This window comes from Methanocella sp. MCL-LM (assembly GCF_049676595.1).
In the GTDB taxonomy this organism is placed as follows: domain Archaea; phylum Halobacteriota; class Methanocellia; order Methanocellales; family Methanocellaceae; genus Methanocella_A.
Window position 1 is genome coordinate 216,084 of the sequence record NZ_CP187259.1, and the last position, 12,654, is coordinate 228,737.

The 12,654-nt window shown below is 55.7% G+C and carries 15 protein-coding genes and 1 tRNA gene; 7 read left to right on the forward strand and 9 right to left on the reverse strand.

The window, feature by feature from the left end; all coding sequences use genetic code 11:
- Window positions 1-17: 17 nt before the first annotated feature.
- From ACPLPM_RS01110 to ACPLPM_RS01120, 3 genes are read right to left on the reverse strand one after another with little or no spacing between them, the layout of a single operon-like run.
- Window positions 18-848 carry a metal ABC transporter permease gene (locus ACPLPM_RS01110; protein WP_424358395.1) on the reverse strand — a complete coding sequence of 277 codons (831 nt, stop codon included), beginning with the start codon at window positions 846-848 and terminating at the stop codon, window positions 18-20.
- Between the two features lies 1 nt (window position 849).
- The gene (locus ACPLPM_RS01115; RefSeq protein WP_424358396.1) at window positions 850-1,572 is read right to left on the reverse strand and encodes a metal ABC transporter ATP-binding protein; all 723 of its coding nucleotides are present in this window, start codon (window positions 1,570-1,572) and stop codon (window positions 850-852) included.
- 13 nt (window positions 1,573-1,585) lie between these two features.
- Window positions 1,586-2,014, reverse strand: coding sequence for a formylmethanofuran dehydrogenase subunit E family protein (locus ACPLPM_RS01120; protein WP_424358397.1), 429 nt, complete (start codon window positions 2,012-2,014; stop codon window positions 1,586-1,588).
- A gap of 115 nt (window positions 2,015-2,129) precedes the next feature.
- Between ACPLPM_RS01120 and ACPLPM_RS01125 the strand changes: the two genes are divergently transcribed.
- A complete protein-coding gene (locus tag ACPLPM_RS01125) occupies window positions 2,130-2,570 on the forward strand; it encodes a nucleoside 2-deoxyribosyltransferase (protein WP_424358398.1) in 441 nt (146 codons plus the stop codon).
- Window positions 2,571-2,599: 29 nt separating this feature from the next.
- Here ACPLPM_RS01125 and ACPLPM_RS01130 read toward each other — a convergent pair whose 3' ends face one another.
- From ACPLPM_RS01130 to ACPLPM_RS01140, 3 genes are all read right to left on the reverse strand, one after another.
- A complete protein-coding gene (locus tag ACPLPM_RS01130) occupies window positions 2,600-3,541 on the reverse strand; it encodes an AsnC family transcriptional regulator (RefSeq protein ID WP_424358399.1) in 942 nt (313 codons plus the stop codon).
- An 81-nt stretch (window positions 3,542-3,622) separates the two neighbouring features.
- On the reverse strand, window positions 3,623-4,027 hold the full coding sequence (locus ACPLPM_RS01135) for a hypothetical protein (RefSeq protein ID WP_424358400.1): 405 nt from the start codon (window positions 4,025-4,027) through the stop codon (window positions 3,623-3,625).
- 163 nt (window positions 4,028-4,190) lie between these two features.
- Window positions 4,191-4,757 carry a flavodoxin family protein gene (locus tag ACPLPM_RS01140; RefSeq protein ID WP_424358401.1) on the reverse strand — a complete coding sequence of 189 codons (567 nt, stop codon included), beginning with the start codon at window positions 4,755-4,757 and terminating at the stop codon, window positions 4,191-4,193.
- Window positions 4,758-4,997: 240 nt separating this feature from the next.
- On the opposite strand from ACPLPM_RS01140, the gene ACPLPM_RS01145 reads away from it, so the two are divergent.
- The 3 genes from ACPLPM_RS01145 to ACPLPM_RS01155 all read left to right on the forward strand — a co-directional run bounded on the left by ACPLPM_RS01145 (window position 4,998) and on the right by ACPLPM_RS01155 (window position 7,123).
- Window positions 4,998-5,792, forward strand: coding sequence for a winged helix-turn-helix domain-containing protein (locus ACPLPM_RS01145; RefSeq protein WP_424358402.1), 795 nt, complete (start codon window positions 4,998-5,000; stop codon window positions 5,790-5,792).
- 45 nt (window positions 5,793-5,837) lie between these two features.
- Window positions 5,838-6,479 (forward strand): DUF2225 domain-containing protein, encoded by a 642-nt coding sequence (locus tag ACPLPM_RS01150; RefSeq protein ID WP_424358403.1) that lies wholly within the window; start codon window positions 5,838-5,840, stop codon window positions 6,477-6,479.
- Between the two features lie 572 nt (window positions 6,480-7,051).
- Window positions 7,052-7,123 (forward strand) — tRNA-Arg (locus ACPLPM_RS01155).
- Window positions 7,124-7,334: 211 nt separating this feature from the next.
- Here ACPLPM_RS01155 and ACPLPM_RS01160 read toward each other — a convergent pair.
- Window positions 7,335-8,039 carry a PIG-L deacetylase family protein gene (locus ACPLPM_RS01160; protein ID WP_424358404.1) on the reverse strand — a complete coding sequence of 235 codons (705 nt, stop codon included), beginning with the start codon at window positions 8,037-8,039 and terminating at the stop codon, window positions 7,335-7,337.
- 92 nt (window positions 8,040-8,131) lie between these two features.
- Window positions 8,132-9,115, reverse strand: coding sequence for a PAS domain S-box protein (locus ACPLPM_RS01165; RefSeq protein WP_424358405.1), 984 nt, complete (start codon window positions 9,113-9,115; stop codon window positions 8,132-8,134).
- Between the two features lie 397 nt (window positions 9,116-9,512).
- On the opposite strand from ACPLPM_RS01165, the gene ACPLPM_RS01170 reads away from it, so the two are divergent.
- Together ACPLPM_RS01170 and ACPLPM_RS01175 are read left to right on the forward strand one after the other, a co-directional pair.
- A complete protein-coding gene (locus ACPLPM_RS01170; RefSeq protein WP_424358406.1) occupies window positions 9,513-9,962 on the forward strand; it encodes a hypothetical protein in 450 nt (149 codons plus the stop codon).
- Between the two features lie 97 nt (window positions 9,963-10,059).
- Window positions 10,060-10,725, forward strand: a complete 666-nt coding sequence (locus ACPLPM_RS01175) for a flavodoxin family protein (protein WP_424358407.1) — start codon at window positions 10,060-10,062, stop codon at window positions 10,723-10,725.
- Between the two features lie 322 nt (window positions 10,726-11,047).
- Here the strand turns inward: ACPLPM_RS01175 and ACPLPM_RS01180 are convergent, their stop codons facing one another.
- Window positions 11,048-11,608, reverse strand: a complete 561-nt coding sequence (locus ACPLPM_RS01180) for a S26 family signal peptidase (protein ID WP_424358408.1) — start codon at window positions 11,606-11,608, stop codon at window positions 11,048-11,050.
- A 351-nt stretch (window positions 11,609-11,959) separates the two neighbouring features.
- On the opposite strand from ACPLPM_RS01180, the gene ACPLPM_RS01185 reads away from it, so the two are divergent.
- Window positions 11,960-12,616, forward strand: coding sequence for a hypothetical protein (locus tag ACPLPM_RS01185; protein ID WP_424358409.1), 657 nt, complete (start codon window positions 11,960-11,962; stop codon window positions 12,614-12,616).
- Window positions 12,617-12,654 lie beyond the last annotated feature (38 nt).

A 12,654-nucleotide genomic window follows, 5' to 3' on the forward strand; every position in this document is an offset into this window, starting at 1 on the left:
GTAGTAATACGAAATATTTAATTTTTATTACTCGTTACACGTCTTTTTGTAGATAGTATTACAGAAAGCGCAAAGACGAAGGTGAACGCCATCCCGATGAGCGGCCCTACCGGGAGGTTGTACTCGAAACCGGCGAACACCCCGGGAATGCTGATAGCCAGGGCTACCAGCGGCGCCACGATGAACATGCTCCGGACGTTGAAGCAGAACTGGTAGGCGATGGCGGCCGGCACCACGAGCCAGACGTAGATGATCAGGCCGCCGACGATGTTGATGCTCAGCGCGACGGAGACGGCGATGATGAACAGGATGGCGTAGTAGACCAGTCTGGTGCGTATGCCGGACGCCTCTGCGATCTTCATGTGGAACATCAGCGAGAGGATTTCCTTGTAGAAGATGACGATGAGCAGCACGCTCAGGAGAGAGATCAGCCCCAGCAGATAGATCTCTTCCCGGTAGAGCGAGATCAGGTCCCCGAACAGGAGCCCTCCGGCGGAGATGCCTTTGCCTGAGTACTGCATGTACGAGATGAAGAAGACGGCGACCGCCATGGACATCGCGAAGAGGACGCCCAGCGTCGTATCGGCCGACATCTTCGCCTTTTCGCTGACCGGCCCGAGCAGGGCTGCGACGCCGAGGCTGAAGATGACCGCGACTGCGATCGAGTCCAGGCCCAGGAACAGGCCGATGGCAGCGCCTGCGAAAGCGGCGTGAGACATGGTGAAGCCCACTGAGGAGAGGTTCATGCGCGCGATGATGACGCCTAGAATGCTGCAGGAGATCGAGGCGAAGATCATGGCCTCGACCGCGTGGCAGACGATGTTGTTGGGGATGAGGAACTCCAGCACTTTAGTTCACCGCCACTGCAGAGCGCACTATGCCCTCCACTTCGGCGGGCGCACAGGTGACGTCCTTCCCGATGCGGCCGCTGTCCATGATGATCATGCGGATGTCCGTCTCGGGCAGGTCGTCGAATGCGTGAGAGACGATAACTACCGGCGTGCCCTTTTTCACCAGGCCGCTCAGGATGCCGGAGACGAACTCCCTGGCCTGAAAGTCCAGGTTGCTGAACGGCTCGTCAAGCAGAATGATCTCGGGCTCTTTGGCGAGGTTCTGGGCGATCAAGGTCTTCTGCTGCTGGCCCCCGCTCAGCGTGCCGATCGGCTTGTGCTTCAGGTCCTCGATACCCACGATGCGGATGGCCCGCTCGACTGCTTCAAAGTCGGCCTTCCCCGGGCGGTGCAGCATCCCCAGCCTGCCGTACCGGCCCATCATGACCGCCTGCTCCACGGTGAAAGGTGTGAAAGGGTCGAAAGAGAAGTTCTGGATGACGTAGCCTACTTTTTTCCTGACTTCGCAGCCGGCTCTGCGGACGTCTAGCCCGCATACCCTGGCTGCGCCATGGGTGATCCTGACCATGCCGTTGATCGCCTCGAGCAGGGTGGTCTTGCCCGCGCCGTTGGGGCCTCCGATGATGACGAACTCGCCCTTGCCGATCCTCAGCGAGAGGTCTTTGATGACAGGCCTGTCGCCGCCCTCGTAGGCGGTATAGATGCCGTCCAGCTGGATCATGAGTATATTCGTCCTACCGGGAGCTGACTTCGAACAGCTCTGTATCATCCATGCGGTACATTTCGACCGCCAGCTGCTCGATCTGGTGGAAATACTCTTCGCCCCGGGGAGGGAACTTGATAGGCTTCGGCCTGATCACCATCTTCTTCCCGTTCGAGGTGAACTCGCAGGCGATGGATTCGGCGACCTGCAGCTCCAGATTTCGCTTGCCCATCGTGCAGCCGCTGCCGATCTGGACCCCGTCCAGGATGCAGGACTGGGGCGGGGTGCCGGAGCAGCTGACTACAGCGTTCATCTGGAAAGCGTCGTCGCAAAAGAACTCTCTGGCATAGCGGCCTATGCGGTAGCCCAGGACGATGTACGGGCCGAGGTGCCCGTGGAAAGCGGCCAGATCTTCAATCGAGTACTTCCGGTCCATATGAGTGAATTTACAGCCTGGCATGTCATGCATGATAACTACTTATTCTGCAAATGCTTAAATCTTACCGTTTTCATACGTAGTAACACGAAAATTATAATCGTGTGAAATAATCGAACGATTTGGTGTGATAGTAAGTATGAGGCTATTTCTTGCAGGACCGTTTTTCAATGACAGAGAGGTAGAGAGGCTGGATAAAGTGAAGGCAAGGCTGGAAAGCCTGGGCTTGGAGGTCTACAGTACATCCCACAGGAACAGGAGGATCAACCTTGCGGACCCGAAAGAGAAAAATCGGCGTTTCTCGTTATTATGCGAGGAGATCAGGAAGAGTGACGGAGTGTTTGCCGTGCTCGACGGGAAGGATGCAGGCACGATCTGGGAGACAGGGTATGCGTTTGCTGCAGGTAAGCCCGTCCTCGCGTTCTGCGAGGAGGGCGGCTTCTTCTCTCTGATGATCGACCAGTCAGCCACGTATCTGACGGGCTTCGACAGCCTCGACGACAGGATCTTCGAGTACCTGAAAGCGACCGACATCAACTCGACGCCAAAGTACATGGGACATATAGTAGACGATTACTAAAGCTGCGCATTAAAGGAAAGCCCTGGCCCTCACAGGCCCCGGAGCGAGTCGGTGCTGAACACGGCCTCGATTACTTTCCGCCTCACCAGAAGATCGTTGGAGACTATGCGGGACGGCAGCGTGTAGAACGTCTCTTTGACCACTTCGTGGCTTTTGAGGTTGGTGAGGTCGTCGTAGATGTCCTTCCGAGTTTTACCGTACACGTCGATGACGGCGCCGTCCGGCGCGTCGAGGCGCAGCATGTTCCACTTGTTCTCGATGCCGTCGACAATGGCTCTCCGATCATGCTCGACGCTGTCGACAATGGCTTTTCTGGCGTGCTCGTCGCCGTTCTTGAAGAGGATGTACAGGCGGTTCGAGGTCATGCCCTGGAACATGCCGGGCTGGATGACTATCGTGTGGGAAATGGCCCCGCCTACCAGGAGCTTGTCCATGCGCCGCTTCAGAGAGCGCTCGGGCACTCCGAGATCCCGGGCCATCTTGTCCTCGGCCGCCCGGGGGTCGTCCATGAGGTACTCGACGATCTTCCAGTCCTGGCCTGTCAGCTGCACCGAGGGCACTGCCTCGTGCGGGTAGAGGACGCTGGTGACCCTGGACGGGCTGACCTTCGCCCGGATCAGGTCCACCGTGTCCTTCAGCTCCAGGTCATCCTTGTAGAGGACGTACGCAGAATAGATCTTGCTGGTGGTCTCCACGATCTGGGTAATCCGGTCTACGGTCCGCAGCGCCCTGATGTCTTTCTGCTTGCAGTAAGAGCGGTAGGCTTCGGCGAGCACGATGGCCGGCCTGCAGCCGAACAGCTGGGGGCTGACCCGGGTGCGGTATTCGCTGATCACCCCGGCGTCCCACATCTGGAAGATGCGGTTGATGATGACACCCTCGGGTACGCCGAGCTCGACAGCCATGCGCTCGTAGGAGAGCCGGGCGTTTCTAAGCAAGAGACCTAATATACGGAAGTCAAGCGCGTCCACTGGTGACCACTAGTGTTTAGTTTAGATGCTTAAGCTATAAAAAATTAATGATTAATCGTGATGATTTTACAAATTCGGAATCTACATGTGCTTGCCAGCATCAGGGCCCGGGCTCTGGTTGAGCACGTCCACCGGCTCCAGCTGCCAGACGCCGCCGAACGGCAGGTTCATCTCTTTCAGCTTAGCGCCCATCGCCTCGTACAGCGGGCCGCTGGTATCGAAAGATCTGACCTGGCACCGGATCTGGTAGGCTTCGTTATCCTTCATCGCCAGCACGGAGACGTGGTGCCCGCTTTTTAAAGCCTTTTCCAGGTTCGCGTGTGTCTCTTTAATCAGCACCCTGGCGAAGACGATCCGATCTGCGGTGGGCGCGCTCAGCGAGCCGAGCGGTACTATATGCAGATCGGTTTCTGTCGTCTGGGTCGCCAGAATTTTTACGGCCTGCGGATTGTTCAGCAGGTCCTGGACCTTTTTCGGGAGTTCCATAACCATAGTATCATCAGTCCTAGTATGCAAGGTTATCAGCCGTTTACTTAAAGATATTCACCTGACCGGCCGGTGATCAGGCCCTCCGGGCAGGCATTCGTGCAGACGTCGCAGCCGTTGTACTGGCCCCGGTCGACTACAGGTATTCCCCTGTCCGTAAGGATCATCGGAGCAGGTTTTTGCCGAGGTCGTAAGCTCTGCTCAGGTAAAGGGCGTTTTCAGTCACCATCGGCTTGACACCCTTCAGGAGGTTTGGGACTACCAGGTAGCCGGCTTGCTCGAGGCCCGCCATCTTCATCAGGCTCATGAAGATCTGAAGGCTGCTCAGGAACAACTTTTCGTCGGGGTTGTTCTGGGTGAAGATAAACCCGATCTTTTTGGGGCCGAGCAGGCTCCGGCCTGGCTTGACGTAGGCGTAAAGCCTGTCCTGCCACAGCTTCGTCTGGGCGGTGACGCTGCCATAGTACACGGGGGTGGCGACAAGGATGGCGTCTGCCCGCTCCATCGCGCGGCGGACCTGCTGCATGTCGTCTTTGACTGCGCAGTCTACAGGGTCATGTGCTTTGCAGTACCCGCAGTCCTGGCACCCTTTGATGCTCAGGTCGTTAAGGAAGATGATCTCGCTTTCCACGCCGGCATCAGCCAGCCCCCTCTGCGCCTCTTTCACCAGCAGGTGGGTGTTGCTTTCCTTTTTCGGGCCTCCGAAGATGATTGCCACTTTCTTTGCCATATTCTCACCATGGGCCTCCGGGTTCGCGAGGAAATCACCACAGGCAACCCTTGGCCATCATCTGCAATGGTCAGGAGCCTGAATATAGCTTAAGGTAAAAAAATTATAGCCGGGAGTTACACTGGCTGGAAGTATGGCAGGGAGCGACCACGACAACGATATTTACCGGACAGGAGCAGGAGATTGGGACATTACAGTTAAAAGTAATTTTTTTATAGCTGAAACCTCTACGATCGTGTGATGAGGAAAGACCGGATCGAGGAAAGGCTCGCTGACCTGGAGCGGGAGCTGAAGACGCTGAAAGCCGAGCAGCGGCAAAGTTCGGAATCCATCATCATGGAGCTGAAGCAGTTCCAGGAGATGATGCTCGAGGAAAAAGTTGTCCAGATCCGGGAAGAGCTGTCCCGGAAGAACAGGGACATAGCGCTGGCCGGTTACCTGGACGGGGCATCGGCCAGGCTCGGGGAAAACCTCCCGGAGCCTTGCCCCCGGGACATGAAGAAGACCTGCAGCTACATTTTCCAGAAGCGGCTCGAAGACGCGGCCCAAAAACTGAAGGACACAGAAGGCGAAGAGACGGCTCGGGCTACCGTGGCCCTGGCCGCTGACGACGACGAGAAAATGTGGCGCCTGAAGACGATGACCCCCTGTACCGTGTGCTACGAGAAATACCAGCAAGAGAAGGAAAACCTGATCAAGGTCGTGGAGAAGCTTTCCTCTTATAAGAACAGCATAGCTGCCAGGGTAGTGGACGACTACGTCCGGCAGCTTCCGGACGACATGGTCATTTCCTCGATCGTAGACCCATTATCCCACAAGGCCCGGTTCAGGATGATGAAGAGCCTGTCCCTGGGTAACATGTCGTACAAAGAGCTGACAGAAGCCACCGGGTATGACGGAGGCCACCTCCTCTACCACCTGAACAAGCTCATCGATGCGGGGCTGGTCGCCAGGAACGAGGCTGCCGGCAGGTACTCCATTACAGAGAAAGGCATCGGCGTTATGGACCTGGTTAAAGCGCTCTACAACAAGTGATCGGGCTGCATAGGTTTTTAACCCTTCGAATCGTAGATTCATGGCATGACCACCCTTCAGCCCTTTACCTTCACCTGTCCGCTCTGCGGCAACATGTTCGAGACGGCGCTGGTCACTTCCAGCAACTCATTCGGCCCCCTGCATTCCGACTTCTACCGGGAGGCGTCAGGTACCCAGCCAGTCTGCTACTTCGCCCACTCCTGCACAAGCTGCGGCTTCTCGGGCTTCGACGGGGACTTCCAGCCCCAGCAGTTTTCCGAGGAGTTCAGAAAGAAGGTGGCCGAGATCATCACCCCCGAGATCAAGGCGAGAAAGATAGAGCCCAACGGGCACTACTACCTCGTAGCGCTCTGCGCCGAATGGCAGGGGGCCACCCCGCTGGCCCTGGGCCGGATCTACCAGATGGGCGCGTGGTGCCACCGCACCAAAAACGAGCCGGACAAGGAGCAGTTTTTCCTCGCCAGGGCGGCGGAGTTCTTCGAGAGGGGCATCAAGGCCGGGGAAGCCCAGGGAGAAAACAAAGCCGTTTATATGTACATCCTTGGTGACCTGTACAGGCGCCTCGGAAGCCCTGAAAGCGCCGGGGAGTGGTACCGTAAGGCCGTAGAGGCTGTCAAGGCCGGCGGAGACCCGAAAATTGCAGAGATGGCCGAGCGGCAGATCAAAGACCCTAAAGACATTCTTTAAAAGATGTTTTTAAGCAGGCCTCGGAGGAGGCCTGCAGGCCTCGGAGGAGGCCTGCTGCAAATACCCTTGTTTTGCCATTATGGCACTGATATTCAAGAAATAATTACAAAGTAATGCGGGGCCCGCCGCGCTCGCATCTGGGGGTTAATTCGGGGGTATACTAAAGACAACCGCGCGATTGCCTGTACGATTGCCTTGCGCGAGATTTTGCGGTCCGCGCCCTTCGCATTACAAGCTGCTAATGGTCAGGTGAATATAAAACGATACTTGCCGGCCTGCAAAATTTAAAACTTTACCGTAAGCCCAATTTGCAATTGTAGCTTTAATCGGCCCCTGATTCCTTTAAAGTTCTAAATATCCCGGCATATAATCGAAAATAGGCGTAAATTATGATTTTATTGGGACTTCTGCACCCATCTAGAGGAACAGGAGGGCATCCTGATTTACCCCCTCCCGGCCGCACTTGCAAGCCCCGGGGGACACCGTGCTCCTGCGCTATGGCGGCGATAAGTTTATGTAATGATGAGCACATTATGTGGAACGCAACATCCGCGCCGTTTTATATCAGACGTGCCCCGATAGGGTAGTGGATATCCTTGAAGCCTGCGGAGCTTTAGACCTGGGTTCGAATCCCAGTCGGGGCGCTAAGTTTTTCGAAAGGCCGTCGGAAAACCTTTTTCCAAAAAAAGTTTTCCTGACTCTCGACATGCGATCAAGCCCGAAGGGCATTTTAAAAGCGATGTTTTTGAGGGGGCGCAGGGGGAACTTTTTTACAAAAAGTTCCCCCGTACGCTGACTATGGATAAGGCCAGAGGTAAAGGTTTCTCTGTGCACTAATCCCGGGCAATTCTCACCCTACTTGTTCTGCACTTCAACATCCGGGAACGGCAGCGTGCTGAAGGCTCGCATGACCCGGTAGTTGACCGCCCTGGAGAAGGCCTCTGCGTACTCGATCTCGACCTGCATTCCCCTGTAGCGGGCAGTGGTCTCCTCCCGCTCTATGAGGTGCTCTATGCTGCCGAGGTGCTCGACGCCCTCTTTCTCGTACAGGCTCTTGTGCTCTTTCAGCGCCTTGATCTTGGTCTTGAAGGTGCTCTCTATGTCGACGTATATATCAGCAGTTGAGTTAACGCCGCTGGACGTTTCCGAGTAGTACAGGCAGGGCACCTTGTAGGGCTTGTGCTTGGTCTTCACCTCGCCCACTCTCGCCAGCAGGCAGGCGCCCAGGACCGCCTGGGACAGGGCCCGGTGGTCCGGGTTGTAGTCCGTGGGCTGGTGGGTGATCACGATGTCGGGCTTCACGGACCTGATCAGTTCGACGATCTTGTGTACGGTCTCCGTGTCGTTCTGAATCTCGCCTTCCTCGAGATCGAGGAACATGGTTTCGCAGCCCAGCACTTTAGCTACTCTGGTTGCCTCTTCCTGGTTCTCTTCGCAGGAGGATACACAGATTACTCTGTTTCCTTCTTTGGCCATCTTCGCCAGCGTGCCGCCGCACTGGTACGGCATGTCGAACGGATCGGCGTGGGCGCCGATCGCTAACACTGTAAGCTTTGCCATGAATAGTGCTCCTGATATAATTTTATGTAGATATGTTTCAAGAGCTATATAACTACATGGCCGTAGTGCCTGACATGCCGTACCGATCGAGGTTACCTGACCGTAGCCGACTTCCCCGTCCGTTCCTTTGCCTCGGCTATCACCGCGGATACGGTCCTTCCGATCAGGTTAAGGGTATCCATGCTCTGATCTGAGAAGTCCCTGGCACTCAGGGTGGAGTCCAGGATCATAGAGCCGAGGAAATGTTCCCGGTCGATGAGGGGAAGGACGATCACGGACTTGATGCCGAGACGCTCGATCATACCCCGGTTGGCGGTGCACAGGGGATTTTCTTTCGTGTCCTCGACGATCAGGGGCTTTTTAGTCTCCATGACCCTCCGGGTAAACAGCCGCTCGTCTTCTGCGGAAATACAGGTCATGCGATCCTCCCGCCTTGCCTCTCTCCCGGCTTCTCTCCCTGGCTCCATCGCCGCCACAGGCGTAAAAGTCCGGTCCTTCTCGTCGTACAGTACTATATCGCACCGGTTGGCCATGACAACCCTTGGGATGCTTGCTGCGATGACGCCCAGCATCGAGGGGAGGTCCGTGATCCCTCTGCTGACTGCCTCTTTTCTTCCCGAGACGTCCCGCACCGTCACTACGCTGGAGAGCATCTTGCCACTCTCGTCCCTCACGGCACTCCCGGTGTAGCTGCCGAGGAACTCCTTGCCGGTGTCCCTGCGTTTCAGAATTACCTCTTCGTCCCGGTAAGCCATGCCCCGGCCGGCACGCGCCACAGGAGCCTCGTTGGCGGGCACCGGGCGGCCGTCGGGATACCTCGCTTCGAAGACTGCCGGGTCTCTCATCGTCCTGATGCCTTCTTCTTCGGAGCTGAAGCCGAACATCCTGGCGGCGGCAGGGTTGAGGTAGGAGACCGCACCGGACTTATCAAGCCCCATAATTCCATCGTCGGTATTGCGCAGAATACCTTCCAGAAGACGCACTCGCTCTTCGCAGCCAGTATCTGCCGCTCTTTCAGGCTTTCCGGTTTCCTTTCCACGGGTAACACCCTCTCTAGTCTCTACGTCGTATTTCATGTCAGACACTCCACTGGTAAGATTTATGCTGGTAAGTAGTTTGATAAGCCCCTTTATTATCCATTTACAAAATTAAATGATGAGTTTATTATATTTTATCAGATAATGGGCAAAGGAATTAAACGTTAAATGATGTTTGCCCTTTTTACCCGGATGCACCACGATAGACCTACAGTACCATTCCCCGCAGCACAGAGTATAAGAACATATTTATATTTATGTTAATATAATTGTAATCCGGGCGACGTAAGCCGTTTTTAAAAATCGGCATGCATCAGTGGCATAGTTACACTTTCCGCGGAAATCGCGAGAGATTACGATCACATCCGCGGAGCGCCCGCATTATTTCCGTGATCGGATATCGCAGGTTTAAAGAACATAAGGGGACACCTATGACTTGAAATCCGTAAAATCGGAGAAGGTTAAAGCCATGATGACCCAGTTTGCTACCACTCCCAGAACTGTACTGACTTATAACATCACTGAAAACATCCGCAAGGACCTCGAGCAGAACGTCAAGCAGATCGAGAGCATCAAAGTAGTCCGGTTCTCTGACAGGCTTAACACCAGAGGCGTTTACGTCTGCACCGGGGACGAGGACGTGCTGGAGGAGATAGCCCCGACCCCCCTGCAAGCCTGTGGCCTGGTGACGATCATGAACGGCAAGTTCGTGCTGATCGAGAGCGGGGGAGAAACTTCGCTGCACTTCACCAACGCCCCGTCGGAGGACGACGTCATCGACCAGGTACACGTGCTCTCGGAGGACAACGGGCTTGAGGACGGCATTAAGCGGTATAAGAAAATGATCAGCAAGATGGAACCGTTCAGCAAGGAAGTAATGGCCTGAAGGCCATTATCGAAGCCTTATTTTAAATAGCCATATAGAAATTCGCGGTATGCCGGCACCATAAACACTATATCCGCAGAAGTCTACTTATCGAGATATGAAGGTCACCGGCATCATCGGCAGCCCCAGGGGCAAGAACAGCTCGACGCTGCGGCTCATGGAGGCCGCCATCGAAGGGGCCAGCCAGGCGGGCGCGGAAACCGAGATCCTCGATGTCACAAAGCTGCGGATAGGCTTTTGCAAGGGCTGCGGCGCCTGCTACAGCCGCGGCAAGTGCGAGCAGGACGATGATTTTTCCTACGCGATGGAGAAGCTGCTCAAGGCCGACGGCATCATCCTGGGCAGCCCGTCTTACATGGACAGCGTCACGGGCCAGCTGAAGGCCATGATGGACCGGATGAGCGACACCATCCACTGCCAGCAGTTCAGTGGCAAGTACGGCTTTTCAGTGTGTACCACCGGCAGCAGCGGAGCTGACCTCGTGGTCAACTACATGAACAACTTCCTCATCAGCTGCGGAGCCACCGTGATCGGCGGGGCAGGCGCGGCGATAGGCCAGCACCCCGGCTCGATCAACGAAGCCATGGAAAAAGCGTACCTCATGGGCAAGGACCTGATCGCAGCCATCGGGGAGGGGCGCACCTACCCGGAGCAGGAGGCCGTCCACAGGAGATACCGGGAAATATTCGGCGAGTCCATCCGGGCCAACAAGGAAAAATGGGCCCACGACTACCTGCACTGGGTGCAGAGAGGGTGGGTTTAAAGTCTTACAACAAAAACAGAACGCTGCGCTGTGATGGCTTCTGATTACTCTGGTGCCCTGTACCATGTTGCCTCTGTGCTCGTGAATGCACACGATCGCTGCGCTGTGCCAGATCACAGATTGTTACAGATTCGACAGATTGCACAGATGCTGATCGATGATCGAAAAGAAAAGGGCTCGAAGTATTCCTTTCATTTAGAATCGTCATCTGTGCAATCTGTCGAATCCGTCGAAATCTGTGATCTGGCACAGCGCAGCGATCGTGTTGCTATCTCACGACATATAAGCAATCCGAAACGCATAGCCCAGCGATCTTTTTTCTTCAGAGGTTCGGTGCCAGGGCTTTGAGGTACCCGAGGTAGGGCACCCGGAACTTCACGACCCCGTGGACCCATTCGTTCCTGACCGGGTCGTTGTAGCTGACACTGCCGGCCTGGTCGTAGACGCCGTGGTTGTTGTCGCCCAGCGTGATGTAGCCTTCGTGGGGGGCCGCGGGTCCGCCGGGCCACATGGGCTCCGACTCGTTGACCCACCTGATTGCGCGGTGGATGATCATGGGCCGGGAAGTGTCCCCGTGGGGGTAGTATACGATGACGTCCCCGTACTCGTTATAAGTGGTATAATTAGTGGCGAGGGAAGCCTCGTACGTCTGCACCGGAGAGCGCTCGATGCTCTGCAGCAGGACCAGATCGCCTGCCTGCAGGTTGGGAAGCATGCTGGTGCCGATGACCGCCGCTTCAGGGGGCCAGGTGCCCGCGTAAGCGTAGAGGATCAGGGCGATCACTGCGACGATGGCCAGCGAGAAGATGAGGTCCTGCAGGAAACTGTAAATGTCAGGGTGTTTTTCCTTGAACTTTTTTATCCAGTCGCGTATGCCGGCCATGCGAAAATGCTCCGGTAACAATCGTTACGGTGCTAAGTTAACAAGCCGTTTATATAAATATTTTATCTGGCCTCAGTGAGCCCGCCCGAGTCGCCGGCAATGGAGAAACGGGTTCCTGTGGCCGGGTCGAGAGCTGAATCTGCCCCGGCCGGGTAAACAATCCGGTACAGGCGGCTTGAGGGCGGTAAATAATCCTTACCCTGCTGCGGCCGCCCGCCGTGGCCCGGAGGGCATATTTACGGTAAAATAAGGCTGCTCTAGTTACATCTTTCTATTATGTAAGCGGTAATAAAAAATGCGTCGACATGCCATATATTTATATAATAAAAAGTTGACAATAATATGATTGCTATGGCAGCGAAGGCGAGGCTATCACGGAAAGTCCGCATAGGCGGCACTATCGACAGCGATGTGGCGGACTGGCTGGAGAAGACTAAGGGCAAGGAAAAATTCTCCGCGCACCTGAACAACGTTCTCCGGCAGGCAATGGAGTCCGGCACGAGCGCCGAGGAACGATCGCTCGTGGATTTCCAGGGCACCCTGAGCAACATCGAGGGAAAAATCAGCGCTCTCCAGGACCGGCTGAAAACCATCGAGTCCGGCGCCAGGCAGGCTCCTAAGCCCGAGGTCAAGCGAGGCAGGGGCAGGCCCAGGAAAATCAAGGCAGTGGACCACGTCAGAATTGGCGGCCGGGAGATTGACACGGCCTCCACTGAGTACGATGTGCAGAGCGACATCAACTGGTACCTCAGCCACGACAAGTACAAGAAGATCAAGCCGGAGCCGCTGGTAAACGCCTTCGACTTCGTGGCCGGCAAGTTCGATACCGGCAGGGCCATCACGATCAAGACGATCGAAGAGGGCTACGACAGGGCCCAGATCGGGGTTCCTTTCCCGACTTTCAGGCTGTTCTACTTCCCGCTGATACGGGACAGGCTGATGGAGAAGAAGATCATCGAGAAGGTGGAAAAGCCCGGTAAAAAGGGCGTCTATCAGAAGCGCACATAAGATGATGGGAGCGGGGATGATAGTCCTTTGTGAAACTT